This is a genomic window from Streptomyces albofaciens JCM 4342 (assembly GCF_008634025.1).
GTDB classification, from domain to species: domain Bacteria; phylum Actinomycetota; class Actinomycetes; order Streptomycetales; family Streptomycetaceae; genus Streptomyces; species Streptomyces albofaciens.
Genome location: NZ_PDCM01000001.1, coordinates 75,672 through 102,276, shown reverse-complemented (window position 1 = coordinate 102,276; position 26,605 = coordinate 75,672). Strand labels below are relative to the sequence as shown.

At 72.5% G+C, this 26,605-nt stretch carries 18 protein-coding genes, 1 tRNA gene and 2 pseudogenes; 6 read left to right on the top strand and 15 right to left on the bottom strand.

The genetic code is table 11. The features are described 5' to 3' along the window. Positions 1-211: 211 nt before the first annotated feature. The 9 genes and pseudogenes from CP973_RS00590 to CP973_RS00550 form a co-directional block, all read right to left on the bottom strand. Positions 212-1,057 (bottom strand): HAD family hydrolase, encoded by an 846-nt coding sequence (locus tag CP973_RS00590; protein ID WP_208853109.1) that lies wholly within the window; start codon positions 1,055-1,057, stop codon positions 212-214. After that, entirely contained in the window at positions 1,054-2,343 is a 1,290-nt protein-coding gene (gene serS / locus CP973_RS00585) for a serine--tRNA ligase (RefSeq protein WP_150236602.1), read from the bottom strand. Before serS ends, CP973_RS00590 begins: the two co-directional genes overlap by 4 nt. A gap of 996 nt (positions 2,344-3,339) precedes the next feature. After that, positions 3,340-4,266 (bottom strand): prephenate dehydratase, encoded by a 927-nt coding sequence (gene pheA / locus CP973_RS00580; protein ID WP_150236600.1) that lies wholly within the window; start codon positions 4,264-4,266, stop codon positions 3,340-3,342. A gap of 159 nt (positions 4,267-4,425) precedes the next feature. Then, on the bottom strand, positions 4,426-5,730 hold the full coding sequence (gene efeB / locus CP973_RS00575; protein WP_244409215.1) for an iron uptake transporter deferrochelatase/peroxidase subunit: 1,305 nt from the start codon (positions 5,728-5,730) through the stop codon (positions 4,426-4,428). Beyond that, positions 5,730-8,024 (bottom strand): copper resistance CopC/CopD family protein, encoded by a 2,295-nt coding sequence (locus CP973_RS00570; RefSeq protein ID WP_150236598.1) that lies wholly within the window; start codon positions 8,022-8,024, stop codon positions 5,730-5,732. Before CP973_RS00570 ends, efeB begins: the two co-directional genes overlap by 1 nt. A 285-nt stretch (positions 8,025-8,309) precedes the next feature. After that, positions 8,310-8,750: pseudogene (locus CP973_RS40630) on the bottom strand (copper chaperone PCu(A)C); the annotation flags it as partial. Next, positions 8,747-9,397 carry an SCO family protein gene (locus CP973_RS00560; RefSeq protein WP_150236595.1) on the bottom strand — a complete coding sequence of 217 codons (651 nt, stop codon included), beginning with the start codon at positions 9,395-9,397 and terminating at the stop codon, positions 8,747-8,749. The gene CP973_RS00560 and the pseudogene CP973_RS40630, both read right to left, overlap by 4 nt. Positions 9,398-9,474: 77 nt before the next feature. Beyond that, a complete protein-coding gene (locus tag CP973_RS00555) occupies positions 9,475-10,332 on the bottom strand; it encodes a YcnI family copper-binding membrane protein (RefSeq protein ID WP_244409214.1) in 858 nt (285 codons plus the stop codon). Positions 10,333-10,475: 143 nt separating this feature from the next. Beyond that, positions 10,476-11,309 (bottom strand): hypothetical protein, encoded by an 834-nt coding sequence (locus tag CP973_RS00550; RefSeq protein WP_150236593.1) that lies wholly within the window; start codon positions 11,307-11,309, stop codon positions 10,476-10,478. A 299-nt stretch (positions 11,310-11,608) separates the two neighbouring features. On the opposite strand from CP973_RS00550, the gene CP973_RS00545 reads away from it, so the two are divergent. Then, positions 11,609-12,103, top strand: a complete 495-nt coding sequence (locus tag CP973_RS00545; RefSeq protein ID WP_150236591.1) for an ATP-binding protein — start codon at positions 11,609-11,611, stop codon at positions 12,101-12,103. A 461-nt stretch (positions 12,104-12,564) separates the two neighbouring features. Then, the gene (locus CP973_RS00540; RefSeq protein ID WP_150236589.1) at positions 12,565-13,188 is read left to right on the top strand and encodes a TetR/AcrR family transcriptional regulator; all 624 of its coding nucleotides are present in this window, start codon (positions 12,565-12,567) and stop codon (positions 13,186-13,188) included. A 200-nt stretch (positions 13,189-13,388) separates the two neighbouring features. Here CP973_RS00540 and CP973_RS00535 read toward each other — a convergent pair whose 3' ends face one another. Both CP973_RS00535 and CP973_RS00530 read right to left on the bottom strand, forming a co-directional pair. Beyond that, positions 13,389-14,861 (bottom strand): aminopeptidase P family protein, encoded by a 1,473-nt coding sequence (locus tag CP973_RS00535; RefSeq protein WP_150236587.1) that lies wholly within the window; start codon positions 14,859-14,861, stop codon positions 13,389-13,391. A gap of 197 nt (positions 14,862-15,058) precedes the next feature. Then, a complete protein-coding gene (locus CP973_RS00530; protein WP_150236585.1) occupies positions 15,059-16,921 on the bottom strand; it encodes a PP2C family protein-serine/threonine phosphatase in 1,863 nt (620 codons plus the stop codon). Positions 16,922-17,591: 670 nt separating this feature from the next. On the opposite strand from CP973_RS00530, the gene CP973_RS00525 reads away from it, so the two are divergent. Together CP973_RS00525 and CP973_RS40625 are read left to right on the top strand one after the other, a co-directional pair. Continuing rightward, on the top strand, positions 17,592-18,314 hold the full coding sequence (locus tag CP973_RS00525; protein ID WP_150236583.1) for a bifunctional DNA primase/polymerase: 723 nt from the start codon (positions 17,592-17,594) through the stop codon (positions 18,312-18,314). 715 nt (positions 18,315-19,029) lie between these two features. After that, positions 19,030-19,341 (top strand): hypothetical protein, encoded by a 312-nt coding sequence (locus CP973_RS40625; RefSeq protein WP_244409213.1) that lies wholly within the window; start codon positions 19,030-19,032, stop codon positions 19,339-19,341. 507 nt (positions 19,342-19,848) lie between these two features. Here CP973_RS40625 and CP973_RS00515 read toward each other — a convergent pair. From CP973_RS00515 to CP973_RS00505, 3 genes and pseudogenes are all read right to left on the bottom strand, one after another. Then, entirely contained in the window at positions 19,849-20,817 is a 969-nt protein-coding gene (locus CP973_RS00515) for a DUF5926 family protein (RefSeq protein ID WP_150236579.1), read from the bottom strand. An 861-nt stretch (positions 20,818-21,678) separates the two neighbouring features. Continuing rightward, positions 21,679-22,272: pseudogene (locus CP973_RS40620) on the bottom strand (ATP-binding protein); the annotation flags it as partial. 53 nt (positions 22,273-22,325) lie between these two features. Beyond that, a complete protein-coding gene (locus CP973_RS00505; protein WP_150236575.1) occupies positions 22,326-23,168 on the bottom strand; it encodes a glycerophosphodiester phosphodiesterase in 843 nt (280 codons plus the stop codon). A 288-nt stretch (positions 23,169-23,456) separates the two neighbouring features. On the opposite strand from CP973_RS00505, the gene CP973_RS00500 reads away from it, so the two are divergent. After that, entirely contained in the window at positions 23,457-25,310 is a 1,854-nt protein-coding gene (locus tag CP973_RS00500) for a S1C family serine protease (protein WP_150236573.1), read from the top strand. A gap of 43 nt (positions 25,311-25,353) precedes the next feature. Beyond that, positions 25,354-25,440, top strand: a tRNA-Ser gene (locus tag CP973_RS00495). 249 nt (positions 25,441-25,689) lie between these two features. Here the strand turns inward: CP973_RS00495 and CP973_RS00485 are convergent. Further along, a complete protein-coding gene (locus tag CP973_RS00485) occupies positions 25,690-26,556 on the bottom strand; it encodes a bifunctional DNA primase/polymerase (RefSeq protein WP_244409212.1) in 867 nt (288 codons plus the stop codon). Between the last annotated feature and the right edge of the window lie 49 nt (positions 26,557-26,605).

The window sequence follows — 26,605 nt, the reverse complement described above, 5'->3', positions numbered from 1 at the left end:
GCAAACCCCAGCACTTCACGGTCTCTCGACGTCTCGAACTCCAGTTGCCTCCACGCACAGGGGACAACGAACGGATAAACGTACAGTTACTCGTTCGCGGGCAGGAGTTCGCTCATCCGTTCCGGAAGACCCGGAAGATCCGTAAGCCCCGGAAGACCCCGAAGCCCCGGAAGCCCCGGACGGAAGATCCGGAAGGGCGGCCGGGCGTGGCTCAGGCCTTGTACAACCGCTCCAGCACCACCGCGATGCCGTCCTCCTCGTTGGAGGCGGTGATCTCGTCCGCTACGGCCTTCAGTTCCTCGTGGGCGTTGGCCATCGCCACGCCGTGCGCTGCCCAGCCGAACATCGGGATGTCGTTGGGCATGTCGCCGAAGGCGATCGTGTCGGCGGCCTTGACGCCCAGGCGGCGGGCGGCGAGGGAGAGGCCGGTGGCCTTGGAGAGGCCGAGGGGGAGGAGTTCGACGACGCCCTCGCCGGCCATCATCACGCCGACCAGGTCGCCGGCGGCCTCGCGCGCGGCGCGGGCCAGTTCGTCGTCGCCCAGCGTCGGGTGCTGTATGTAGATCTTGTTGATGGGGGCCGACCACAGGTCGCCGGGGCCCTCGATCATCAGGTGCGGCAGCGGGCCCTCTTGGATGCGGTAGCCGGGCGTGACCAGCACCTCGCCCTCCAGGCCGTCCCGGCTCGCGGCGAGGAACAGCGGGCCGACCTCCGCCTCGATCTTGGCGAGGGCCAGCCCGGCGAGCTGGCGGTCCAGGGTGACCGAGGTCAGCAGCCGGTGTTCGCCGGCGTGGTAGACCTGCGCGCCCTGCCCGCACACCGCTATGCCGTCGTAGTCCAGCGCGTCGAGGATGTGCCGGGTCCACGGCACCGCGCGTCCCGTGACGACGATGTGCGCGGCCCCGGCCGCCGTGGCCGTGGCCAGGGCGGCGCGGGTGCGCTCGGAGATCGTGTCGTCGGGCCGCAGCAACGTTCCGTCGAGGTCGGTCGCGACGAGCCTGTACGGCAGCGGGCGGGCCGGAGCGGCCCGGTGCGCGGGTTCGGGAGCGGCGGTCACCGGTTGACGGGCTCCAGGATCTCCCGGCCGCCCAGGTACGGGCGCAGCATCTCGGGCACGCGCACGGAGCCGTCCGCCTGCTGGTGGTTCTCGAAGATCGCCACGATGGTGCGGGGCACCGCGCAGAGCGTGCCGTTGAGCGTGGCGAGCGGCTTGACCTGCTGCTTGCCGTCCTTGTTCGTACGCATCCGGACCGACAGACGGCGGGCCTGGAACTCGTCGCAGTTCGAGGCGCTGGTCAGCTCGCGGTACTTGCCCTGGGTGGGGATCCACGCCTCGCAGTCGTACTTGCGCGAGGCCGAGGCCCCCAGGTCACCGGTGGCCACGTCGATCACCTGGAAGGGCAGCTCCAGGCCGGTCAGCCACTGCTTCTCCCAGTCCAGCAGGCGCTGGTGCTCGGCCTGCGCGTCCTCGGGGTCGACGTACGAGAACATCTCGACCTTGTCGAACTGGTGGACGCGGAAGATGCCCCGGGTGTCCTTGCCGTACGTACCGGCCTCGCGGCGGAAGCACGGCGAGAAGCCCGCGTAGCGCAGCGGCAGATGGTCCGCGTCGATGATCTCGTCCATGTGGTACGCGGCGAGCGGGACCTCGGAGGTGCCGACGAGGTAGTAGTCGTCCTTCTCCAGGTGGTAGACGTTCTCCGCGGCCTGGCCGAGGAAGCCGGTGCCCTCCATGGCGTGCGGGCGCACCAGGGCCGGGGTGAGCATCGGCGTGAAGCCGGCCTCGGTGGCCTGCGCGATGGCGGCGTTGACGAGCGCGAGCTCCAGGAGCGCGCCGATGCCCGTCAGGTAGTAGAAGCGCGAGCCGGAGACCTTGGCGGCGCGCTCGACGTCGATGGCGCCGAGCGCCTGGCCGAGCTCCAGGTGGTCCTTGGGCTCGAAGCCCTCGGCCGCGAAGTCGCGGGGGGTGCCGACGGTCTCCAGGACCGTGAAGTCCTCCTCGCCGCCCACGGGCACGTCGGGGTGGACCAGGTTGCCCAGCCGGAGCAGCAGCTGCTGCGTCTCGGCCTTGGCCTCGTCCTGCTCGGCGTCGGCGGCCTTGACGGCGGCGGACAGCTCCCCGGCCTTCTTCAGCAGCGCGGCCTTCTCGTCGCCGGTGGCCTTGGGGATGAGCTTGCCGAGCGACTTCTGCTCGGCGCGCAGCTCGTCGAAGCGGACGCTTGAGGTCCTGCGCCGCTCGTCGGCGGAGAGCAGCGCGTCGACGAGCGCGACGTCCTCTCCACGGGCGCGCTGGGACGCGCGCACACGGTCGGGGTCCTCACGGAGCAGGCGAAGGTCAATCACCCCACCAGGCTACCGGGGTGCGGCGCCGGCGCTCGACGCCGTATTTCCCCGCGTGGCGCTTTGCCCGTTTTGGGGTTATTTAGAACATTTGCGAATTCCGTGCCGTGCGATGCGGTACGGAGGTATGGCGCGGGGCGCAAGAGGAGCATAAGGGGCGGGCGGGAAGGCGGCCGGGTGGAGGGGAGTGGGGGTGGCGGGGGTCGCGGGGTGCGGTGCGGACGGTCGGAAAGTGGCGGAAAAAAGCGTCAAGGAAATCTTGCGCCATCGCCGGTACGGGGGTAATCGCGTCGGTTGCGCCGATCCGCTTCCCTTGTGGACGGCCGGAGTTGACGGGTGCCGTGCGGCGGAGGGCGACGACGGTTGTACCCAGGGTTGTCCACAGGGCTGGGGGAGTTCCGGAATCTTATCCACAGGCTGTGTGTGGGAACTGTGGAAGTTGGAAGGTTTGGTTCCGCTTCAAGAATCCGTTGCCAGGGATTTGCCGGCGAAACCCTTTGCCGACGCTCTTTCGTGTGGGATTTCCTCGCCCTAAAGGATTGTTCGCGTGAATTGCGCTGACGCGGACGGGCTGTGGCGCTGTGGAGAGTTCCGGGGGTCGGTAGAGCAATATGTCGACTCTGTCCGAGTTGAGGTGGCCGCCGTGTCGACTTGTCCCCAGGTCGAGAACGGCGCCTGTGGATAACTTTGTGGACAACCCCAACGCCCCAGTCCAGGCCACACACAGGACCGCGCGGGCCGGTCGGCGACCGGTCAGTGGATCGTTCCGGCACTCTTCGCCCGCCGGTTCCCGGCCACCGACGCGGGGCCCGGTCACCGACGCGGGGCCCGGTCACCGACGTGGCGCCTGGTCGGCAGGGCGGCAGAGTGGCAGGGCGGCAGCACGTCGCACGGCACAGCACCGAGCGGGCAGCGTCCCGAGCGGGAAGCGCTCCGAGCGGGCAGCGTCCCGATCGGTCGGCATCGGCCGAGCGGCATCGGCCGATCGGCATCAGTCGGTCAGGCCCGCCCGTCCAAGCACCGGGTCAGCCAGTCCGCCGCGTCCGTGAACGCGTCGTCCACCGTGTCGGGGCGCACATTCGCCCGTACCCGGTCCGCCCGCGGGTACGAACCGAGGAACCGCACCTCCCGGCAGATGCGCTTGAGCGCCATCAGGACCTCGCCGACCCGCCGGTCCGTGAGGTGCCCCTCGCAGTCCACCGAGAAGCAGTAGCGGCCGATGCCCTCGCCGGTCGGCCGCGATTCGATGCGCATCATGCTGACGCCGCGGGCCGCGTACTCCTGGAGCAGTTCCAGCAGCGCACCGGGGTGGTCCTCGCGCAGCCACAGCACGACCGAGGTCTTGTCGGCGCCGGTGCGCGCGGCGGGCCGGGCGGGGCGGCCCACCAGGACGAAGCGGGTGGCCGCGTTCTGCGCGTCGTGGATGTCGGTGACCAGTGGTTCGAGGCCGTACGTCGCCGCCGCGAACTCCCCGGCGAAGGCGCCGTCGTAGCGGCCCTCCTGGACCAGCCGCGCACCGTCCGCGTTCGAGGCCGCCGACTCCCAGACCGCCTCCGGCAGGTGTTCCGCGAGCCACTTGCGGACCTGCGGCTGGGCGACCGGGTGCCCGGTGACCGTCTTGATGCCGGACAGTTCCGTGCCGGGCCGTACGAGCAGCGCGAACGCGATCGGCAGCAGCACCTCGCGGTAGATCATCAGCGGTTCGCCGGCGGCGAGTTCGTCCAGGGTGGTGGTCACCCCGCCCTCGACGGAGTTCTCGATCGGCACCAGCGCGGCCGCCGCGTCCCCGGCCCGTACGGCGTCCAGCGCGGCCGGTACGGACACCATCGGGACCAGTTCGCGGGTGGCGGACTCCGGGAGCGTACGCAGCGCCGCCTCGGTGAACGTGCCCTCGGGCCCCAGATACGTGTAGCGGCTGACCGACATTCCCTCTGACTCCCTCACGCTCCGGTGGGGACCGCCGAACCGATCACCCGCTCGCCACGTTACCCGCACCGGCCGCCCGCTCCGGCCGGAAGCCGGAGACCCACGGGCCTCAGGGGGCCCGCCGGAGATCAGAGACCCACCGAGACCCACCCTTCCCCCTCACCCCTCCAGCAGCGGCTGCCCCACATACCCGCCCGCCACCGCGGCCGGCGGCACCGCGTACAGCCCGCTGGCCTCGTGCCGCAGGAACGGCGAGAGCGCGTCGCCGCGGTCCAGCTTGCGCTGGATGGTGACGAAGGAGCGCAGGGGGTCGGCCTGCCAGCAGATGAAGAGCAGCCCGGCGTCCGGGGCGCCGTCGTCGCGGAACCCGTCGTGGAAGGAGTACGGCCGCCGCAGCATGGCCGCGCCCTGGTTGGACTCCGGCGCCGCGATCCGCGCGTGCGCGTCGGCCGGGATGACCGGCAGCCCGTCGGGGCCGTTCTTGTCCAGGTCCATCTTCGTGTGCTCATCGCCGCCGGTCAGCGGCGCGCCGTCGGCCTTGCGGCGGCCTATGACCTTCTCCTGCTTGGCGAGCGGCTGCTTCTCCCAGTCGTCCAGCAGCATCCGGATGCGGCGGACGACCGCGTACGAGCCGCCGCGCATCCAGGCGTACGGGCCGCTGCCGGCGTCCCGGCCGACGAAGATCCGCTCCTCGAAGTCGGAGTCCGTGGGCTTGGGGTTGTTGGTGCCGTCCACCTGGCCCATCAGGTTGCGGGCGGTCATCGGGCTCGCGGTGGCGCCGGGCGTGCGGTTGAAACCGTTCATCTGCCAGCGCAGCCGCGCGGTGTCCCCGGCCTCCTTCTGGAGGGCGCGCAGCGCGTGGAAGGCGACCAGCGCGTCGTCGGAGCCGATCTGCACCCACAGGTCGCCGTTGCTGCGCCCGGCGTCGAGCGCGTCCGAGGAGAAGTCCGGCAGCGGTTCGAGCTGGGCCGGGCGGTGCGCGGTCAGCCCCGTACGGTCGAAGAAGGTGCGGCCGAACCCGAAGGTGACGGTGAGCGAGGAGGGGCCCGCGTCCAGCGCGACACCGGTGTCCGCGGCCGGCGCGCGCCCGGCCATCAGTTCCTCGGCCGTACGGGACCAGCGGCGCAGCAGTGCCGCCGCGGCCTTGCGGTCGGCGCCCGGCGCCAGGTCGAAGGCGACGAGGTGGCCGCGCGCCTGGAGGGGGGTGGTGATGCCCGCCTGGTGCTTGGCGCGTTCGTCGCGGAAGGCGACCGTGGTCGAGCCGACGCTGCTCAGCGCGGCGGGCGGGTCGTCCTGCGCGGCGGCGACGCCGATCGCGGTGCCCGCGGCACCGGCGACCAGGCCCGCCGCGCCGGCGGCGCCGACGGTGCCCAGCAGGCGGCGGCGGGACAGTTCGAGGGTCTCGGGGCGCTCCGTACCGGCGCCGGAACCGGCGGAGCCGGAGGGAGAAGCGGTGGTCGTCATCAGTTGATCTTCACGTTCCTGGTCTCGGTGACCTGGTCGATGTCGGAGGTCCGGACGACCAGGGAGAGCTGCCACTGTCCGGGCACCGGCAACTGGACGTCGCGCGCGCTCCAGTGTCCTTCGCTGACGTGGTCGAGGGTGACCTGCAGCGGCCCTAGCTTCTTGTCCTTAAGGGTGAAGGAGATCTTCACCTCGGGGATGTCCTGGGTCCGGCCGTCCGGATCGGCGATCCGCAGGTGCAGGGCGTTGGCGCTGCCGCTGCGGCCCGGGTCCAGGTCGATGCGCGCGGTGCCCTTACCGCGCGCGCCGCCGGTGTCGAACGGGATGTTCAGTACCTGCGGCTGGTTGGCGTCGGCCGATCGCCCGGCCGCGCCGACCGCCTTCACGGCCTCCTCCGTACGGGCCGGTTCGGTGGAGGTGAGCACGGTGGTGACGGCCAGCAGGACCACGGCGACCGACGCCTCGGCGAGTACGGACCGGCGCAGCCCGGTGCGCTCCGGGTCGGCGTCGCGGATGCGCTTGGTACGGGCGGTCGCCAGCGCCCAGCGCTGCCGGGCCAGTTGGGCGGCCCGCGCGGGGTCGATGTCGCGTGCGGATTCGCCGGTGTGCACGTGCCCGCCGTCGTGTGCGGATCCGCCGTCGTGTGCGGATTCGCCGGTGCTCGCGATGGCAGCGCTGGACTCCGTGCCCGCCTCCGCGTGCGCCGCCACGCTTTCCAGTACGGCGGCGGCCTCCGCCTCGGGCGCCGGGCCCTCGCTCAGCCGCGCCGCCCAGCGCCGCGAGAACCAGGCCACGCCCACGAGGACGACGACCAGCGCGACCTTGACCAGCAGCAGCCGCCCGTACGCGGTGTCGGTCAGTGCCTGCCACGTACCGACCTGCCGCCACGACTGGTAGACGCCGGTCGCCACCACCACGAGGACGGACCCGAACGCGAGCCGCGAGAACCGCCGGACGCCGGCCCGGGCCACGGACGGGCCCTTGTAGAGGGAGACCAGCAGCGCGGCCAGCCCGCCGAGCCAGGTGGCCACGGCCAGCAGGTGCAGGGCGTCCACCGGCATGGCGACGGCGGTCTGCAGGCCGGTCGAGGCGTGCTCGGCCATCGCCCAGGTGGCGGCGAGGCCCACGGCCACGATGGTGCCGCCGACGGCCAGACCGAAGGTGAGGTCTTTGCGGTGCTTGGGGGGCTTGGGTTGCTTGGGGGACTCGGGTTGCTTGGATTGCTTGGGTTGCTTGTAGTGCGGGCGGTCGGGGGCGGAGGGGGTGCCGTCGGCCGGGTCGGCACCGGCGGGACCGCCGTCAGCCGGATCGCCAGCGGCGGGTCCGCCATCGGCCGGACCGCCGTCAGCCGAGCTGCCGTCGGCCTGACCGTCGTCGGCCTGTCCGTCCACGTCCCCGGCGCGTGCGGTCCCCTCCGTACGCCCCTCATTCCCCTGCGCGCGGGCGTACGCGCCGAAAAGGACGGCCACGAACAGGGCCGCGGCGGCTAGCAGCAGCAACCTGGAGAGCAGCGCGGCTCCCGGCTTCGTCTCCAGAACCTGCCGGAGCCCCCCGAGGTCGAAGACATCGGAGAGGTCCCCGGACGTCGTGTACGGGGTGCGCAGCAGCAGCATCGCGATCGTCGCGGCGGTCAGCACGGCCCAGCCCCGGGACACCAGGCGCTGTACGGACCGTACGCGCGCGGCGGCCGGGCGGCAGACGAGGACGAAGGCCGCGCCGCCCACCAGGACGACGAAGCCCGCGTACGCGAGGTAGCGCGCGATGCCGTACAGCGCACCGACCACACCGCCGCCGGCCTCCTGCTGGGGCAGTGGGGCGCTGGTCTTGGACGGCGCGCCCACCGAGAAGGTGAAGGCGCCGGAGACCGGGTGGCTGTCGGCGGAGACCGCCTGCCAGGCGACGGTGTACGTGCCGTCCGGCAGCCCCGGCGGCAGCCCCGCGCCGTACTTGACCGTCTCGCCGCTGCACAGGTCGCGCAGCTTGCCGCGGTCGACCCGCTTGCCCTGCGGGTCCAGGACCCGGATCGAGTCGTCGCCCATCGCGACGCCCTCGGAGAAGGTGAGCGTGACCTGCTCGGGTGCGCTCTGCACCACCGACCCCTGCGCGGGGGTGCTGCCGGTCAGCGCGGCGTGCGCGCTGGCCGGTGCGGCGCCTCCGAGGAGCACGCCGAGCAGCGCCGCCGCGAGCACCAGGAGGCGCAGCGCGGACGACCGGCGGATGCGCGGGGCGCCTTCACGGCGTGCGCCCGGAGCGCGGGCGCCGGAGCCCGATGCGCAGAGGACGGTGGTGGTCATGACGGGCGCCCCCTACTTCTTGGCGTCGTGCTGCGAGTGGTCTTCGGCGGATCCCTCGTGCTGCGAACCGTCGTGCTGCGTCGACCCGTCGTGCTGCGTCGACCCGTTTTGCGCCGAACCGTGCTGCATCGACCCGTGGTCCATAGAACCGTGGTCCATGGAACCGTGGTCCATCGCGCCCCCGTCGCCGGAGCCCGTCTTCGCCCCGTCGCCGGTGCCCGTCTTCGCCCCGTCGCCGGTGCCCGTCTTCGCCCCGTCGTCGGAGTCCGCCTTCGCCCCGCCGTTCTTCGGGACGTAGGTGCCGGACTTGACCGGGACCTCGACCTTGAGCGGCTTCGACTTGTCGAAGTGCAGCTCGATGGTGACCTGCTGGCCCTCGGCCGGCTTCTTCTTCAGGCCCATGAACATCAGGTGGTTGCCGCCGCGGGCGAGTTCCAGCTCGCCGCCCGCGGGTATGTCCAGCGACTTGACCTCCTCCATCTTGTTGTCCTTGGTCGTGTGGAGGGTGACGCTCTTGGCCACGTCGCTGGTGACGGAGGTGAGCCGGTCGGCCGTGTCGCCGGAGTTCTTGACGACCAGGAAGCCGCCGGCCATGTTCTGGTCGACCGGCTGCGGCATGTAGGCGCCGGAGACCGAGAGCTTGGGGGCGCTGTCCCCGCCGCAGCCCGCGAGGGCGAATCCGGCGGTCAGGGCGAGGGCGGCGGCGAGGGTGGTGCGGCGGTTCACGGGTTCTGTCCCTTGATGATCTTCGGAAGTGCCTTGGAGTAGCGGTCGACGTCGGCGTCCTGCATCCCCATCCAGTGGATCTTGTCGTCCTTGGGGGAGCTGAGCAGCACCTGCGCGCCGTGCGTGGAGACCACGTCGCCGTTCTTCTTCTTGACGGGCTTCTCGATGCCGATGTTCACGCTGCGCGCGCCGGCCTGGATGGTGTCGAACGAGCCGGTCAGGCCGACGAACTTCTTGTTGATGCCGCCGAGCCACTTCTTGAGGGCGGCCGGCGTGTCGCGCTCGGGGTCCGAGGTCACGAAGACGACGCGCAGGTCGTCCTGTTCGGCCTGGGGCAGCTGCCGCATCGCCACGTCGATGTTGTTCATCGTCAGCGGGCAGACGTCCGGGCAGTGGGTGTAGCCGAAGTAGATCAGGGTCGGGTGACCCTTGGTCCGCTCGATCAGGTCGTACTTCTCGCCCTCGGTGTCGGTCAGGACCAGGTCCGGCTTCTCCATGGGCTGATCGAGCGTGACGATCGGCTGGGAGCGGGTGCCGCCGGAGACGCTGGCGGCGGGCTTGTCGCTGTCGCCGCCGCCGTCGCAGGCGGCCAGGGTCAGTGCCGAGGCCAGGGCGACGGTGGCGGCGATCAGATACCTCTTGCGCATTGCTGTGTGTCCCGTGTGGTCAGGAGCGGGGTGCCGGCCCGGCGCCGCGCGGGCGCCGGGTCGGGCACGGGGTCGGGTCAGGCGCCACGGCGCCGGCCGGCGAGCACGCCGAACGCGACACCGATGACGCCGACGGCGATGCCGACGCCGCCCAGGACGCGCGCCGTGGTGTCGCTGCCGTCCGCGGCGGCCTGCCGGGTGTCGTCCGCGTCGCCGCCGGCGTTCTTCGCGCCGGCGGCGCCGGAGCCGTGGCCGTCACCGGACGCGGGGGTCAGCTTGAGCACCGGCGCCGGGTTGTCCGGCTCCGGCGCGCCCTCCTTGGCCGGCTCGATCCAACGTACGACCTCGTTGTTGTCGTACGTCTGGAGGGCCTTGAAGACGAGCTGGTCGGTCTTGGGCAGCTGGCCCACCGAGACCGGGAACTGCTGGAACTGGCCCGGCTCGATCTTGCCGCCGTCCGCGGTCCAAGTGATCTTCGAGACGGCCTCGGTGAGCTTCTTGCCGTGCGTTTCGAGGGGCTTGTCGAGCTTGGACTTGGTGACGTCGATCTTCCAGCCCGGCACCGGCTGCGGCATCGCGGACGCCAGCGGGTGGTCGGTCGGCAGGGTCACTTCGAGCTTCACGGTCGAGGCGTTGTCGCGCTCGTTGGGCACCTTGAAGTTGATCGTCGCGTAGCCGCCCTGCTCGGCCTGGCCCGGCTGCACGCTGACGTGCGCGAAGGCGGGTACGGCGAGCAGCAGCACGCTGCCCGCGGCGAGGCCGCCGACGACGGGTAGCCGACGGGCGAGCCGGCCGCGACGACCGGAGGGCACGGTCGGTTCGGCGGCCCGTGCGGCGGTCCGGGCGGCAGTCCGTGCGGCGGTCCGGGGCGGTTCGGCAGCGGACGGTGACGGCGCGGCGGTGGGCTGTGACGGTACGGCGGTGTACTCGGGCATGGCGGAAAGCACTCCACAGGCAGGAGGAAAGAGGGAAGGGAAACGGCTGGCGCGCGTGCGGCGACGCCGGCGCACACCGTTCCCTCCCGTGCGCCGGGGCGTGCCCGGTCCTGCTGCGGGATGTGTGGGTGCGGTGTGTGGCGTCAGGCCGCGAGAGCCAGGGCGGGCGGGCCCCGCCTGACGACACTGTGCTGGAGCGCGAGTTCCTTCGGGCGGGCTTGGTCGTCCCCGTACGAAAAACGCGCCACGGGACGGGCGTCCGCGGCCGCCAGGAGTCCGGCGCACAGGACGCGTACGAGCGCCAGCGTGCACCGCAGTGCGCCCACGAGCGCTTCCGCCACGGCGGCCGCTTCCCGCGCCGCGGGGGCGGAGAGCCGTACGAGACGCCACAGGGCGGCCTCGCCGCGGCGCAACAGCCAGCCGGCGGCGAGCGCCGCGAGCAGGTGCGCCAGCAGCATCGGCAGCGAGGGCAGCAGCCCGTGCGCCACCGGGGCCGACGCGGCGGCCTGGTCCATGGCATGCCCGGCCGTGCCGGGGCCCGCCGGGCCGATCGCGGAGACGTCCAGGATGCGGCGCGCCTCGGCGCCGTCCAGCCGACCGGCCCCGAGGCCGCAGGTCACATGGCGCGCGATGGCGATGGCGGCCTGGTCGGAGAGGCCGCCGCCGGAAGCGGGTGCGGCCATTGGGGCGGCGGCCATGCGGTGCTGGCCCAGCGCGAAGACGGAGTGCAGCGCGAGCTGCCCGACGGCCAGGGCCACGGCGATGCCCGGCAGCGAACGCTCCCGCCCGGCCAGCGGCGCGGCGACGGCGAACACCGCCGCGCAGCCCACGCCCAGCGTCCACACGGGGACCGCGGCACAGGATCCGATCATGTGCCCGGCCGCGGACAGCGCGACGCAGACCGCGGTGAACACCGCGGCCCTCAGCAGCCGCAGGTCCGCGGCGGCGCGCTCTTCGGGGTCGGACGGGGCAGTCATGGCCGCGCCATCATCCCACTGCGCCCACCGCTCCCGTACGGCAGGTCCGCCGCTCCGTACCCGGCGGATCACGCCATTCCGGTACGGGCAGGTCAGCGCCGGGGTGCGCGCCGGAGCGGCACCCGCGCGATCACCACGGGCGCCGGAGTGCGCGCGGGCGCAGGCCCGCTTCCGTTACACCGGCGGGCGTCGCCGGTACATCCGCCGAATGGGCGGAGTCACGTCCCGCGCACGCTTACGGACCATGCGCCCCGGCAATACGTATCGATATGTCGAGCCGCGACCAGGAGGCTGCAGCGATGAGCATCTGGTGGTCCCTGCATCTGCGGCGCGAGGCCGCGAGCGTCCCGCTCGCCCGGCGGCTCCTGCTGGGAACGATGGAGACGGCCGGGGTGGACCCGGACATCTCCCACGACCTGTCGGTCGCCCTCTCCGAAGCGTGTGCGAACGCCGTCGAACACGGTGGCGACGCCGCCACGGAGGACTACCGGGTCACCGCCTTCATCAACGGCGACACCTGTCGTATCGAAGTCACCGACTCCGGTCCCGGTTTCGGGGAACGGGCCCGGCGGCCCAAGCGCCCCGGACGAAGCGCGACGCCCCATACCGCCGCGCCGCCACCGCCCATGGCAGCCCCCGCCCCGGCCCAGGCCGAACACGGACGGGGGCTGTTTCTGATCGAAGCCCTGACCGACCACGTCCGCTACCGCAACCGCACCGGACGGCGCGGCGCGGTGGTCAGCTTCGACAAGATCCTGAAGTGGAAGGAGGAGGTGCCGTTGATGGCGTCGTGAGGGACCGCTCGCCGGGCCGGCGCGTCGGCCTGCCGCCGGTACGGACGCGATATGCCGAAAACGTAGTCATGCCGAAGTTGTAGTCATGCCGAAGTTGTGGGCACGCCGAGACCGTAGACGCACCGGCAGCGTAGACATGCCGAAGCCGTAGACACGTCGGCAACGTCGACATGCCGTGAACGTAGACGCACTGGCAGCGTAGACACGCCGAGACCGTAGACAAGCCACCAACGTAGACATGCCGAAAACGTACGGGGAACCGCTGCCGCGGGCTTCTCCGGCCGACGCCCGTCCCACCCCTGGAAACCGCCGAGTGGCGCGGTCCCGCAAGGGGAGGACGTCCCCCGCCGCGTCCCCGATTGCCGCGGGATCCGCGCACACTCCAGCCCTAACGCGAAGTGTCTCGCGTTAGCGTTCTGGACGATACGTGGCCGGATCTCGCACTGCAATACGGAGCCGCCTTGAACACAGCGCAGCCACCTCCCGGCGCCTCCCGGCCGGGCGGACGTACCGCGCGAACGCGACAAGCCGTACTGGACGCGGCCTTCGAGGAACTGGGGGACGGCGGGTACGCGGCGCTGACGGTGGAGCGGATCGCCCAGCGCTCCGGCGTGCACGCCGCGACGATCTACCGGCGCTGGCGCAGCACCGAGCGGATCGTCTGCGAGCTGATGGTCGACATCAGCGCCGAGGTGCCGCTTCCGGACACCGGGGCGCTCGCGGACGACCTGCGCGCGCTGGCCCGCTCGATCGCCGCCTTCTACGCGGAGCCGCGCTTTCGCGGACTGCTGGAGGCGGTGGTCTCCGCCGCCGCGCGGGAGCCCGCCGCCGCCGACGTGCTGCGGGAGTTCTTCGACGAGCGGCTGCGGCTGGCCGGCCGGATGGTGCACCGCGCCGTGGAGCGCGGTGAGCTGGCCGCGGACGCCGACGCGGACGAGATCATGGCCGCCCTGGGCGCGCCCTTCTACTACCGGCTGCTGATCGCCCGCCGCCCCATCGACCTGCGGCTGGCCGACCACGCCGCCGAGGCCGCCTGGACGGCCGCCCGGGCCGGGGTCTTCACCCGCGGGCCGCAGGACGCGTAGGAGTCCGCGGGATCAGCCCCGGCCGGACGTCCGTGGCAGGCAGGGCGGGCGCCGGCCCGGGAACGCCGGAGGCGGCCGGTGACCCCGCGGGGCCGCCGACCGCCTCCGGGCCGCTCGTTTCCGTATCAGCGTCAGTGTCCGTGTCCGGCCGTGATCAGGCCCGTTGACCGGCCGTGATCAGGCTCGCTGACCGGCCGTGATCAGGCCCGCTGACCGGTCAGCCGGGCCATCCACGCCTCGACCTCGTCCGAGCGGCGCGGCAGCGCGGCGGACAGGTTCCGGTTGCCGTCCTCGGTGACGAGGATGTCGTCCTCGATACGGACGCCGATGCCGCGGTACTCCTCCGGGACGGTCAGGTCGTCCGCCTGGAAGTACAGGCCGGGCTCGACGGTCAGCACCATGCCGGCCTCCAGCGTCCCGTTCACGTACGTCTCCGTACGGGCCACGGCGCAGTCGTGCACGTCCAGGCCGAGCATGTGGCCGGTGCCGTGCAGCGTCCAGCGGCGCTGTAGCCCGAGCTCCAGCACCCGGTCGACCGGGCCCTCGACCAGGCCCCACTCGACCAGCTTCTCGGCGAGCACGCGCTGCGAGGCGTCGTGGAAGTCGCGGAACGCGGCGCCCGGCTTGACCGCCGCGATGCCTGCCTCCTGGGCCTCGTACACCGCGTCGTAGATCTTGCGCTGGAGGTCGGTGTACGTGCCGTTGATCGGCAGCGTACGGGTGACGTCCGCGGTGTAGAGGGTGTTCGTCTCCACGCCCGCGTCCAGCAGGAGCAGGTCGCCGGAGCGGACCTCGCCGTTGTTGCGGACCCAGTGCAGCGTGGTGGCGTGCGGCCCGGCGGCGCAGATCGAGCCGTAACCGACGTCGTTGCCCTCGACGCGGGCGCGCAGGAAGAACGTTCCCTCTATGTAGCGCTCGCTGGTCGCCTCGGCCTTGTCGAGGACCTTCACGACGTCCTCGAAGCCGCGCACGGTCGAGTCGACCGCCTTCTGCAGCTCGCCGATCTCGAAGTCGTCCTTGATCAGACGGGCCTCGGAGAGGTACACCCGCAGCTCTTCGTCGCGCTCGGCGGTGACCTTGTCGGTCAGCGCCGCCTCGATGCCGGCGTCGTGGCCGCGCACCACGCGGACGGGGCCGGTGGCCTCGCGCAGGATGTCGGCCAGTCCGCGCACGTCCGCGCAGGGCACGCCGAGCAGCGCCTCGGCCTCGGTCAGGCTGTTGCGGCGGCCGACCCACAGCTCGCCCATGCCGTCCAGCCAGAACTCGCCGTTCTCACGGTTGGAGCGGGGCAGCCGGTAGAGCGTCGCGTCGTGGCCCTCGCCGTCCTCGCGGGGCTCCAGGACGAGCACGCTGTCCTCGGTCTGGTCGCCCGTGAGGTGGACGTACTCCGTGGCGGCGCGGAAGTCGTACTCGGTGTCGTTGGAGCGGGTCTTCAGGTTGCCCGCCGGGATCACCAGGCGCTCGCCGGGGAAGCGGCGGGAGAGCGCTTCGCGCCGCCGGGCCGTGTTCGGGGCCTGCTCGATCGGCTCCAGGTCGCGCAGCTCGGTGTCGGCCCAGCCCGTCTTCATGTTCGCGGCGAGCTCGTCCGATACGCCCGGGTAAAGGCCGTTCTTGCGCTGCTTGATCGGCTGCTCGTCCTCGTCCGGGGTCTCCGGCGTGAGCTCGTCGGTCACTATGCCTCCTTGTAAGACTGCACCGCGTTCCATCGTAAGTGCGAAGGGAACGGGGTCCAGGGGTCGGAAGCGGTGAGATATCGGACAGGTCGGGCGGGACGGCGGAGCGGGTGCGCGGTGGCGCTCGGTACCTTGCGCGGTGGCGTCCGGGCGGGGCCCTCGGGGGAGGCCCCGCACCCGGTGCCGATCACCGGCCCTCACTCGAAGTACGCCGCGAGCAGCACCACGTCCTCCGGGGACTCGGGGTCGTCGATCCCGTCCGGCAGCAGCGTTCGCAGCACGTGGTCCACGAGTGCGTCGGGGTCGTGGCGTACGGCTCGGGGGACGCCGGCGGCGGCCGCATGGAGCCGGGCGAAGGCGCGGTCCATCGGTTCGCCGGTGCGGCGCAACAGCCCGTCGCTGTAGAGCAGAAGGGTTTCTCCTGGCGCCGGTGCCAGCTCCACGCTCGGCGCTTCCCAGCACGCCAGCATGCCCAGTGGCGCGGACAGCGAGGTCTCCACGTACTCGGTGCGCCGGTCACCGATGATCAACGGCGGGCAGTGGCCCGCTCCGGCCAGCACGATCCGGCGGGCGGCCGTGGCACCGCCCGGGCCATACGTTCCATACGCACCGGGTACGGAACCGGGTGTACCCGGTGCGTACGGACCGCCCGGACCGCCCGGACCGCTTGGTCCGCTTGGTCCGCCTGAGGGGATCGGTCCGCCCGGTCCGCCCGGCGGCGCCTCCGCGAAGGCGAACAGCGCCGTGGCGCTACGGGCCGGCTCGGTCAGCCGCAGCAGCAGTTCGAGGTCGGAGAGGACCGCGACCGGGTCCTCGCCCTCCATCACCGCGTACGCCCGCAACGAGGCGCGCAGCCGCCCCATGGCGGCCACCGCGCCCGGCCCGGAGCCGGTGACGGAGCCGACCGCCAGGCCCAGCGCGCCGTCCGGCAGCGGCAGCGCGTCGTACCAGTCGCCGCCGCCGAGCGGCCCGGAACCGTGCCGCACCGCGAGCCGTACGCCGGGGACGCGGGGCAGCCGACTGGGCAGCAGCTCCTCGCGCAGCGTCGTCGCGGTCTGCCGCTGGCGGTGCAGTTCGAGGAGGCGGGCGAGGTGGGCGGTGGCGTATCCGAGGTACAGGCCGACGAGGTGGCGCTGCCGTTCGGTGGGCTCGGCGGGTTCGTCGTAGAGCCAGACCGCGGCGCCGAAGCGGCCGACCGGGTCGGCGTCCAGGGGTACGGCGTAGCTGGCCGCGTACCCGAGGCGGGCGGCGACCTCGCGCAAGCGGGGGTCGAGGCCGGGCTCGCCGGGGATGTCGGGCCGGGTGATGTCGCCGCGGCCGCAGGCGACGCAACCGGAGGCGTTGGAGGGGGCGCCGTAGGAGGGGGAGCCGTTCGAGGGGGCGCCCTCCGAAGGGGAGCCGTCCGAAGGGGCACCGCCCAAAGGGGCACCGTCTGAAAGGGAACCGGCCGAGAGGGAACCGTCCGGGGGCGTGGGGGGTGCCTGTCCGCCGTCTTGGTGCGCTTCGAGGCGGTCGCGACGCTCACGAGGGTGGTCATGAGGTGCCCGCTCGCGCACGTCCGGATCGCGCACGTCCGGATCGCGCACGTCCGGATCGCGCACGTCCGGCCCGCGCGTGTCCCGCCCCCGCACGTCCGGCTCGGGCAGCCCGTCGAGGATGCGGCCGAACGAGAGCGCGCGGCGCGGCACGGTCTCGATGTGGCCGATGTCCGCCTGCCCCAGTCCGAGGCCGATGGTGGTGTCCGGGCCCCGGCCGTCGCGCGGTTCGAGAACCACCAGCCCACGCCGGGCGCCCACCAGGCAGGCACCGGCGCGCAGCAGCTCCCGGAGGGCGGCTTCGAGGGTCTGGGCGCGGGCCAGCCGCTCGGTGAGGTCGTGCAGCGTGGTGAGGTCGGAGATCCAGCCGGCGAGCCGGTCCTGGACGGCCTCGGAGCAGGTCGCGGAGTGGGCTTGGGAGTGGGCCTCGGGATGGACCTCGGGCGGGGTGTCCGCGGGGGCTGGTGCGGTTGCGGACTCGGCAGTGTGCGTGGGGGCGGGAAGTGCTGGTTCGATTCCAGCCACTTTCGGAACGTGGGGGGTGGTCATGGCCGACGGCTTACGTAGCGCTGCTCAAAACCCCTGGTCAGGCCGCTTGGTGGGTTGGAATGCGGCACTTTGTTGAGTCGTGTTGAGTAGTGTTTCGAACTGCTCAAATTTCTCAATAGCATCGCAAACCCCCATGTCATGTTGCTCCGCTATCAATGCCTCCACATGTACACGCCCCGGTGACACGATGTCCAGCATTGTCCCCGTGGGGTTTGTGGTGTCAACGAGACGGGGAAGTTGGCCGGAAAATATCCCCCCGAACGTCAATTTGAGGTCGACTGGCGGCGTTCGACAGTGCGTCATCACCACCATGGCGGGTACGTACTCGGAAAGGTGCGGGGTCAGTTGGAGCCGCGCCGGAACTCTCCGACGGGCACGGGCGTCTAACACCTCGACGACCGCGCCGCACCGCACCCCCAAGTGGCGGATCTGCTCCACGGGACAAGCAAGCGCCATGCGCGCGCCACCCTCCGCCACGTTCCACGCTCGGCGTATGGCGTGATGCGCTGCTCCGTACACGCAGTGACCACAGATCCACGTGGCGTTCAGGGGTTCGCAGGAGCCGTGACACACCACGCAGCGGCATGAACCGGCATGTAGTGCGATGGACATAGCCCTCGGCGTTAACGGAAAGGAACGAGCGCTCATGCGCGAGATCCTCGGAAGGCGACGCAAGCTCCAGCTCCGGCGCGGCGGAAGGTCGGCACTGCTCGGTGCGGCACTCCACTGTGCCACCGAGTGGCAGTGGCCCGTACTCCCAGGCGTCGGACTGCGGACCGGCGGTAAACAGGCGGGCGGCAAACCGTCCGGCGGACGGCACGGCCGTGCCGAGCGCGGGACGCGCCCGTGCAGCTGTCCGGACCCGGATTGCGTGGTGCCCGGCGCCCACCCCTTCGACCCCGGCCTGTTCGCGGCCACCACCGATGCCCGCATGGTGCGTTGGTGGTGGACCAACCGGCCGACCGCGCCCCTCCTCCTGGCCACCGGTGGCCGCGCGCCCTGCGCGCTCAGCCTGCCGGCCGTCGCCGGCGCGCGGGCCCTGGCCGCCCTCGACCACTTCGGCGTCCGGGTCGGCCCGGTCGTCGCCACCCCCACCCGCTGGTCGCTGCTGGTCGCCCCGTACTCCCTCGCGGAACTGGGCGAGTTGCTGCACTCCCGGGACTGGGTGCCCAGTTCGCTGCGCTTCCACGGCGAGGGCGGTTACGTCGTCCTGCCGCCCTCGCAGATCGGCGTGGGCAAGGTCCGCTGGGAACGTTCGCCGGGCACCGGACCGGCCGCCCCCTGGCTGCCGCAGGTGGAGACCATCGTGGACGCCCTGGTCACGGCGAGCACCAGCGCGCCGGACGGGGGAAGCCGGCTCGCGTACTGAGAGCCTGGCTTTCCCGGCCGGTGCGCGGCGGCCGCTCGCCGGTTGCTGTCTCCTGCCCGTTGACCTCTGCCCGTTGACTCCTGCTCGTTGACTCCTGCCCGTTGTCCTCCGCTCGATGTCCCGGCCCGTTGCCCCTCCGGAGTCCCGGCCCGCTGCCCCTCCGGAATGACGCACCCCGAACCGCTCGTGGCGACGCAAGAACGCGCGGGCGGTTCACTCGTACGAGTGTGAGCTGCCCGGTGGTGATGGGGATTCGAGGGCGGGAGCCCGATATGCGCCCGTTCCGGCCCGATATGTTCGGCGAACCGTCAATCCGGCGGTCAATCCATCGCCCTGACAACCGCAGGTGGGTCCTATGGAGCGTGCGCCGAACCTCCGCATGATCGCGCTGGCGAGCACGGTGGCGCTCGCCGTCGCGCTGCCGCTGGCCGCAGCGACCGCGGGTCCGGCTGAATCTGAACGGTCGGCCCCGGACGGCTCCGCAACCGCTCCACAATCGGACGGTCGTACTCCGGTACGCAGCGGCCCGTCTGGCCCGTCCGGTACGTCTAGCCCGTCCGGTACGTCCGGTACGTCCAGTGCGCCGCGTGCGGGTGCGGGTGCGGGACCGGGAGCGGACACCGGGCCGGGGGCGGCCGTGAGCGCCGGCGTGGCGCACACGGCCGACGGGCGCCGGAGCACCCGCTGCGGGCCGGAACTGGCTTCACCCGAAGGAGTGGAAGCTCAGACGTGTGTTCTCGCTGAAGGCGGCCGGTCCTGGGCGCGTACGTACTACCGCAACACGTCCGGCGAGCCGCTGCAGGCCGTACTGACCCTGATGCGGCCGGACGGCCGGACCGTACAGGCCTACTGCGAGATTCCGGCCGGTGATGAGCCCGGGACCTGCGAAACCCCGCGCGAGCCGACGGTCGGCGGCGGCGCGGCGCCGTACGCCGCGGTGGCGGAGCTCGCCGACGCGCGGGGCGAGCGCAAGCTGCTGCGGGTCGGCAGCAACGGGCCGCCGGGCGAGCGTGGTTCGGACCAATGACGGTACGGGGAGCGGGCCCGGCGGATCGGGGCGATGTGCGAGGTCTGCGGGGGTTGGGCGGACCAGGGCCGCAGCGCGGGCCTTATGCGGGGCTTCTGCGCGCCTCCCACGGGCCTTCCGCAGGCCGCGCATGACTCTCGGGGGCGCTCCCGGGGATGTCCGCCGGTCCTCCGGACGCGGACATGGAAGCGCCCGGTCGCTGGCGACGGGGGATGCACCAGCGACCGGGCTCCTAGAACGGTAACAAGAGATCCGCGGTTCGCAAATTCGATCGTGGAATTCCGGACGCGTATTTACCGGTCGGTACGGCGAGTTGTGACCGGAATCACGTTCCCGGTCACGGTTCGGGGGTGCCGCACCGCGCCTTCGGGGCCCGCACCGCGCCTTCGGGGCCCGTACCGCTCCCTCGGGGCCCGTACCGCTCCCTCGGGGCACGGGCAGCTCCCTCAGGGCACGGGACCGCCCTCCGGGCCATGGCCGGCGGCCCCAGACCCCTCGGCCGCGCGATCAGCTCAGCGTCACCTGACGGTTGGTGAGCCCGCCGCGGGCGCGGCGCTCCTCCGGCGTCAGCGGCGCGTCGGAGGTGAGCGCCGTGGCGAGCCGCTCCGCGAAGGCGGCGGCGGGCTTGGCCACGTCGTCGGCGCTCATTCCGGACGGCAGGTCCCAGACCGGTACGACCAGGCCGTGCGCCCGGAACGACCCGACCAGACGGGTGCCTTCGCCGAGCGAGGAGGTGCCGGCGGCGTGCAGCCGGGCCAGCGCGTCCAGCAGCTTCTCCTCCGGGTGGGCCATCACCCAGCGCAGGTGGTTCTTCTCGGGCGTCTCGCACCAGTAGGCGCCCTCCAGGCCGGCCAGCCGCTCGGTCGGGATGACCGCGGCGTTCGCGCGCTCCAGAGAGGCGGCGACCTCGCCCGTGGCGTTCTCGGCGTCCTCCACCCAGAACTCGAAGCCGCTGTGGACCTGCGGCTCGAACGGGGCGGCCGGGTCCAGCAGGTCCTGGAGGCGCGGGCCGTCCGCTGCGGCGCGCTCGGCGGCGACCGGGGTGCCCGGCTCGGCGGCCAGCGCGCGCCGCAGCGTGTCGGCGAGGTCGCGGCTGAGGTCGCCCGAGGCGGTGTCGTTCTGGAGGCCGAGCAGGACGGCGCCGTTGTCGCGGCGCAGGGCGGGCCAGGCCATGGGCAGGACGGTCGCCAGCGTCACCGACGGCACGTCCTCCGGCAGCCCGTCCTTGAGCGTCAGCTCGACGGTGGCGGCGGGGACCAGTTCGCGCAGCGCCACCCAGTCGCACTCGCCCTGAAGGCCCTCGAAGGGGCGCTGCACCAGCTCGGTCGCGGCGTGCGCCGCGGTCCGGCCGTGGCAGGCCTTGTAGCGGCGGCCCGAGCCACAGGGGCAGGGCTCGCGCGCCCCGACGACGGGCACCTCGCCGTCCTTGATCTGCGGTGCTGCGGCCTTGGTCTGGGGGCGGCGCTTCTTGGCCATGGCGAGGCGTTCTCCTGGTCGATCCTGGGCGTACGGACGCGTTCCGGCGCGAGCCTAGACGACTGGGCTCCGCACCGCGCCGCGCGCCGGGGGACTCGGGCGCGCTGCCGCCTCGCGGGCAGCCGAGGGCCCCGTCCACGGCCCGCGCCCCTACGGGCGACCGGAATTGGTCCCACGGGGCCGCCCGTCGCCGTACGGCCGTGTCGCCGCCCCGCCCGGTGCCGGTACGGCTGCGCAGCGTACGAGCCGACTGCGGGGCGCGTACGCGGTACGGACGGGGGCGGACGAGCCTGTGGAACGGCCCTGTGCGGCCGGGTCTATGGCAGGACCTGAGGCACGGCCCTGCGCGGCCGGTCCTGTACGCGCGCCACGGGCCACCGGGTGGAGCCGAGCGGCCCAGCTGATCCGGGCCGCCCCGCTCCATGGCCTTGGCGGTCGGCCACCGCGGCCCGACCACCGTGATCGGGCCACCGTGATCGGGCCACCGGGCTCCGGCCTCCTCGGTCGGGCCACAGCGGCCCGGTCTCCGAGGTGGGACCGGTCTCAACCGCCCAACCGGTCGAACTTCACCAGCGCCAGTCCCGGCCGCCGGCCGCCCGGTTCCCGTGCCCCGCCCGATTCCCGTGCCCCGCCCGGTTTCCGTGCTCCAGCCACTGCCCGTGCCCCGCCCGTTTGCCGTGCGTCGGCCGCTTCCCGAGCTCCGGCCGTCTCCCGCTCCGGGGCAACCGTGGCCGGCCGCCCGCTACGGGCCCCGCCGCGTGCCCCGCCGGTGAAGTCGGCGGGGAACTCGGAAGAGAGTTCGGAAGGGAGTTCGGCAGAGAGCTCGGAAGGAAGCTCGGTGGAGAGCTCCGCGGAGAACTCGGCCGGGAGGTCAACGCGCGTAGCGAACGAGCCGCGCAGGCCGTGCAGCGCGAGCAGGGCCCAGACCGTCACCTCGCCGTCCGTGTCCTCCACGCCCCATTCCTTGGCGAGGGACCGGATGATGGCGAGCCCGCGGCCGCCCTTGGCGGTGACCGACGGCGTGGACGGCTGTGGCCGGGTCGGGCCGCCGCCGTCCGTCACGGAGATGGTCAGCTGGCCGTGCGCGTCGATGCGCCACGCCGCCCGTATCGCGTCCGGCGCCGCGTCGGCCGCGGCGCCCCGTACGGAACCGGCCGTCTCCTGCGTGCATATCGGACGGGCATACCGACATGAATTGCTCAACAGTTCGGAAAGAATGAGTACCGCGTCATCGACCACGGTGTCCTGAACGCCGCTTGCCAGCAGTTCCTCTCGCATGCGTCGCCTGGCCGAACCGACCCCCGACGGACCATGGGGTACGGCCATGATCGACGCCGTAGGCACCTCTTGTGCCACCATCAACGCCACCCCCGAGACCTCCTTCGCCCCACGCCACGGGATGGATGCCCCAATGGCCTGGACCGGAAACCGGCCAGCTCCGGTGCGGTGACGCACTCGTAACGATCGGATACGGGTCGAATGCGCCGGTGCACTCCCTGTGACGGCCGTTAGTCCAGGCCCAGTTGGGCTCGTACCTGTTTGGGGCGGTTGGTGATGATTGCGTCCACCCCCAGGCGTGCACACAGCTCTACGTCCGCCTCGTCGTTCACGGTCCAGACGTGCACCTGGTGGCCCGCGCGGTGCGCCTTGGCGACGTACTCGGGGTGGGCGCGGAGGATGCGGACGCCCGGCCCGGCGATGCCGACGCCGGGCGGCAGCCGGCCGTCGCGGTGGCGCGGCGTCAGGAACTGCATGAGGTACACACCAGGGATGTCGGGGGCCGCCGCCCGTACCCGGTGCAGCGACCGGGCCGAGAAACTCATGACGCGGACCGCGGGCGGGCCGTCGGCCGACGCCTTGGTGTGGCCGAATCTCGTCAGTAGCGCGACGAGCCGCTCCTCCACCTGGCCGGCCCAACGGGTCGGGTGCTTGGTCTCGATGGCCAGCTCGACCCGGCGGTCCGCGTCGGCGACGAGTTCGAGAAGTCGCTCCAAGGTGAGGACGGACGTGCGCTCCGGGTCCTCGTGCTGGCGGTCCGGTGCCTCGCCGGCGGCGTCCTCGTCCTCCTTCCAGGAGCCGAAGTCCAGCGCGGCGAGATCGGCCAGCTCCAGGGCGGAGACCGCGCCGCGCCCGTTGGAGGTGCGGTTGACCCGGCGGTCGTGCACGCAGACGAGGTGGCCGTCCGCGGTGAGCCGCACATCGCACTCCAGTGCGTCGGCGCCGTCCTCGATCGCCCGGCGATAGGCGGCCAGGGTGTGTTCCGGCGCGTCCTCGGACGCGCCACGATGGGCTACGACGGAAATGCGGGAGGGACTCGGGGTGCGGTCCTGGAACGGGTACGCGGTGGTCACCGGGTTATCGTGCCATCGCTCGTGAGAGGGGCGCCTTGTGCACTACCTGATCCGCATAACATCGGATGCGTTCGTTATGTCCGGGATAAAGGATGGGGAGACAGTCACAGCCTCGGCTTACGGCGCCCTGACGCGTGGTGGGAAAGGCTTGCCCCCGGGACAGTCGCCGGTACCGCCTGCCCGTCGCCCGTACGCCAGGGGCCCACGCCGCATCCTGGAGACCGAACCGCATCCTGAAGGAGAGGCCGGGCCGCGGCCCGGCACCGTCGCGAAGCTGAGGAGAGAGCCGTGAGCACCGAGAACGAGGGCGTCGCCGTCCCGCCGGAGGCCCAGCCGCCGTCGGCGCCCCAGGCGTCGGACCGCGCACCCCAGGCCGGTGCGCGTACCTCGGACGGCCCAGGTGCGCGGGACACGGCGGGGGCGCAGGACACGCCGAGCGCGCCGGACCCGACCGCCCCCTCGGACGCCCCCTCGGTCGCCACCTCGGCCGCCGCCGAGAGAGACCGAAGCGACCGAACCGGCCAAAGCGACCGAAGCGACCGGGCAACCACCCCGCAGGCCCCCGCCGCCCCGCCGGCCCCGGCCACCCCGCCCTCCGCCCCTCCGCCGCCGGAGTTCGCGCCGACGGCCGGGCAGGCGGACGCGGGCACAGGTACGGGCTCGGGTACCGGTACGGGCTCGGGTACCGGTACGGGCTCGGGTACCGGTACGGGCTCGGGTACGGGTGCGGGCGCCCCGGACGGTCCCGCGGGTGCGGCGGGCGGCGCCCCCGACCGTACGCAGCAGTTCACCAAGCCGACGGACTCCCAGAATCACGACCAAGCTCACCCCCAGGCGCACGACCAAGCTCACCCCCAGCAGCACTACCAGGCGCCGGCGCCGCCGCCCGCGTACGCGACGGCGCACAGCGCCTCCGACGGCGGCTGGGGCGGCGGCCCCACGCCCCCCGGCTACGGAGGTGGCCCGGGCGGTCCGGGCGACGTGTGGGGCGTGCCGGGCGCGCCCGCGCCGAAGAAGCGCCGTAACGGCGGCCTGATCGCGGCCGTGCTCGTCGCCGCCCTGGTGGCCGGCGGCATCGGCGGCGGCATCGGCTTCTGGGCCGCCAACCGCAGCGACACGACCTCGACGACGGTCTCCGCCTCCGGCGACCCCGAGGCGCTCAACCGCAAGCCCACCTCCGTCTCCGGGATAGCGCAGAAGGCGCTGCCCAGCGTCGTGACGATCGAGGCGCAGGGCGCCACCGGCGAGGGCGGCACCGGCACCGGCTTCGTCTACGACAAGCAGGGCCACATCCTCACCAACAACCACGTCGTCGCGAGCGCCGCCCAGGGCGGCCGGCTGACCGCCACGTTCTCCAACGGCAAGAAGTACGACGCCGAGGTCATCGGCCGGGCCCAGGGCTACGACGTCGCCGTCATCAAGCTGAAGAACCCCTCCGACGCCAACCTCGTCCCGCTCCCGCTGGGCAAGTCCGCCAACGTCCAGGTGGGTGACGCGACGATCGCCATCGGTGCCCCCTTCGGCCTCTCCGGCACGGTCACCACCGGCATCATCAGCGCCAAGAACCGCCCGGTGGCCTCCAGCGACGGCGGCGGCGCGAGCCCCTCGTACATGAGCGCCCTCCAGACGGACGCCTCCATCAACCCGGGCAACTCCGGCGGCCCCCTGATGGACGCCACCGGCAGCGTCATCGGGATCAACTCGGCCATCCAGTCCGCGGGCAACGGCGGCGGCGGCTTCGGCGGCGAGAGCCAGTCCGGCAGCATCGGCCTGGGCTTCGCCATCCCGATCGACCAGGCCAAGCGGGTCGCCAACGACCTGATCAAGAAGGGCCAGCCGGTCTACCCGCAGATCGGCGCACAGGTCCTGATGCGCGACACCGGCGACGGCGCGACCATCGCCCGGGACGGCGGCGCCGACGGCTCCGCCTCGGTCACCCCGAACGGCCCCGCCGACAAGGCCGGCCTGAAGCCCGGCGACACGATCACCAAGCTCGACAACACCATCATCGACAGCGGCCCCACCCTGATCAGCACCATCTACCAGCACCAGCCGGGCGACAAGGTGACCCTCACCTACAAGCGCGACGGCAAGGAGCACACCACCCAGGTAACCCTGGGCCAACGCACGGGCGACAAGTGACGCGCTAGTCTGATCCCCGCGCCACCCTTCACCGGCGGCGCGGGGAGGCTTGCCCGAGCGGCCTAAGGGAACAGTCTTGAAAACTGTCGTGGCGGCAACGCCACCGTGGGTTCAAATCCCACAGCCTCCGCAGAGGCCGGCGCATCAGCTGGTCACAAGGGGCGCCCGAGCGGATCGGGCGCCCCTTGTGCATTTGGGGTGCTCCATCCCGGGCCGCCCGAGTCCAGGCGTATCGATCACGAGCGTTGTTCACAGTCCGCTCGGGCCCGGAACACGGCCGGTACACGCAAGCCGCCAACGGCGCGTGCGTCGTCCGGCCCAGGGCTTCGTGCAGGGCGCGGTCGGCGTCGGTGGGGCCGAGCTTGTGGTTCTGATCGCGTCAGCGCCGCGCCGCTGACGCGATCGTCGCGCGGGCCTCGCGTTCGGTGAGGCCTGTGTCCAGGGCGGCCGTGGTGAGGGCGGTGGCCATTTCCTGGCCCAGGCCTGATTCGTAGGCGCGGCAGGCGGCCCAGAAGAGGCGGGCGTTGCGCTGGCCGTTCGGGGCGGTGCGGACGAAGCGGAGGAGGGCGGGGGCGGGGCTGGTGGGGGTGTGGAGGGACGGGCGGGGTGGGGTGGTGTGGGAGTAGGGGGTGGGTGAGTAGGGGGTGTGGGTGTGGGGGGTGTGAGAGTGGGTTGTGTGAGGGGAGTGGGTGAGGAGGTGGAGTAGGGCGGTGGGGGCGGGGGCTGGGGTTCGGGGTGTGCCGGGGATGAGGTGGTAGGTGCCGCGGGACGTGTGGGAGCCGGGGCCGACCAGGTAGCCGCCGGTGCCGCGGATGTCGATGCCGGGGGCCAGGCGGCCCGCGGAGTTGGGGATGAGTGGGGTCGGCGGGCCGGAGAAGTACAGGTGGTGGCCGCCGCTCGGGGTGCGGACCGTGACGGTGGGCGGGAGGGCGAAGTGGTGTTCCGAGGCGAGTAGTTGCAGGGCGGTGAGGCCGTCGGCGCCGTGCTTGGTGTCCAGGTCGATGCCGATGAGGTGGTGCGGGGGAACGCCGCAGGCGATGCCGTACGCGGTGGCCCAGGGCGCGGCCGCGAAGAGACGGCGCACGGCGAGCGGGTCCGCGGTGGCGTCGTGGATGCCGTGACCGGGCCGGCCGCAGGCGCCGCGGCACGGGGTGGGGGCGGCATGGTCGGCGTGGTGCGGGGAGCGTACGGCGGGGAGTTTGGCGCGGGTCAGCGGAATGACCGGGTAGCCGCGGCCGGCCGCCACGAGCGCGTGGGTGAGCGCGGTGGTGTGGCGGTCTTCGGGGAGGTAGAGG

Excerpts from the sequence above, each read along its gene's own strand:
- CP973_RS00515 (WP_150236579.1), bottom strand. The coding sequence starts at position 20,817 with ATGGCCAAGAAGCGCCGCCCCCAGACCAAGGCCGCAGCACCGCAGATC.
- CP973_RS00545 (WP_150236591.1), top strand. The coding sequence starts at position 11,609 with ATGAGCATCTGGTGGTCCCTGCATCTGCGGCGCGAGGCCGCGAGCGTC.
- CP973_RS00525 (WP_150236583.1), top strand. The coding sequence starts at position 17,592 with ATGCGCGAGATCCTCGGAAGGCGACGCAAGCTCCAGCTCCGGCGCGGC.
- efeB (WP_244409215.1), bottom strand. The coding sequence starts at position 5,730 with ATGACGACCACCGCTTCTCCCTCCGGCTCCGCCGGTTCCGGCGCCGGT.
- pheA (WP_150236600.1), bottom strand. The coding sequence starts at position 4,266 with ATGTCGGTCAGCCGCTACACGTATCTGGGGCCCGAGGGCACGTTCACC.
- CP973_RS00560 (WP_150236595.1), bottom strand. The coding sequence starts at position 9,397 with ATGCGCAAGAGGTATCTGATCGCCGCCACCGTCGCCCTGGCCTCGGCA.
- CP973_RS00555 (WP_244409214.1), bottom strand. The coding sequence starts at position 10,332 with ATGCCCGAGTACACCGCCGTACCGTCACAGCCCACCGCCGCGCCGTCA.
- CP973_RS00550 (WP_150236593.1), bottom strand. The coding sequence starts at position 11,309 with ATGACTGCCCCGTCCGACCCCGAAGAGCGCGCCGCCGCGGACCTGCGG.
- CP973_RS00570 (WP_150236598.1), bottom strand. The coding sequence starts at position 8,024 with ATGACCACCACCGTCCTCTGCGCATCGGGCTCCGGCGCCCGCGCTCCG.